Annotated in this window: 2 pseudogenes; both read right to left on the bottom strand. The window is 63.6% G+C overall.

Features of this window, described 5'->3' with window-relative positions:
• A pseudogene (locus F6Q13_RS18965) lies at positions 1–200 on the bottom strand (MarR family transcriptional regulator); the annotation flags it as partial.
• Between the two features lie 263 nt (positions 201–463).
• Positions 464–610, bottom strand: a pseudogene (locus F6Q13_RS18960) (ribonuclease Z); the annotation flags it as partial.
• Between the last annotated feature and the right edge of the window lie 77 nt (positions 611–687).

The raw sequence follows: 687 nt of genomic DNA, 5'->3' as shown, positions 1-687 counted from the left end.
GGCAACATGCCCAACTGGGTGCTGAGGGCGTGCTGGCTGAGGCCGGGCTCGGCGGCAATGACACGCAGGATTCCCGCGTGCGGCGGGGTCAGCTCAACCGTGGCCATCTGTTCGGCGAACAGCGTCGTGGCGTGATGACCGAGCTGAGCCAATAAAAAGGCCACGCCACCGCTGTGGTCGGCAGTCCGAGCTGATGACACGCTCTACATCATAGCCTTGACGAATAATTCGCAACGTGAATCAAACTATCTCTTGCAAGTGCTGCGATCCGGGCATATCGTTCACTCTATGAACGATTCACCGACTGATAGAAATGGAAACGCCCGCAGGCAAGGAGGACCGCCGCTGGTGCTGCTCGCCGCCATATGCCTGGCGCTGCTCTTCGGAGGCTTGGGCATCGGGGTCGGACTGGGCGGCGTGATGCCCTTGCCCTCACCCGGATCGACACGCCGTCACGGTCTCACACCCCGCCTTCGGTATGTGCGCGTAGCGTGACCGGCGGCGGTGCGGTCAGGTCGACCTGGTGGGCGATCCGGTAGCCGATGTCGGGGTCAAACGCACGCAGCGTCGCCTCGGCCGCCCCGGCGGTGCCCGGCGGCCCGATGATCGGGCTCTTGTGATGTGATCACCAGTTATGGGCATCAAAGTCGCGCTGGAGCACCGCACCAGCTACACCTTCGACCGGCT

Source organism: Mycobacterium sp. (assembly GCF_008709575.1).
Classification (GTDB): Bacteria; Actinomycetota; Actinomycetes; order Mycobacteriales; family Mycobacteriaceae; genus Mycobacterium.
The sequence above is the reverse complement of the archived record's forward strand: the minus strand, read 5'-3'. Positions and strand labels throughout refer to the sequence as shown.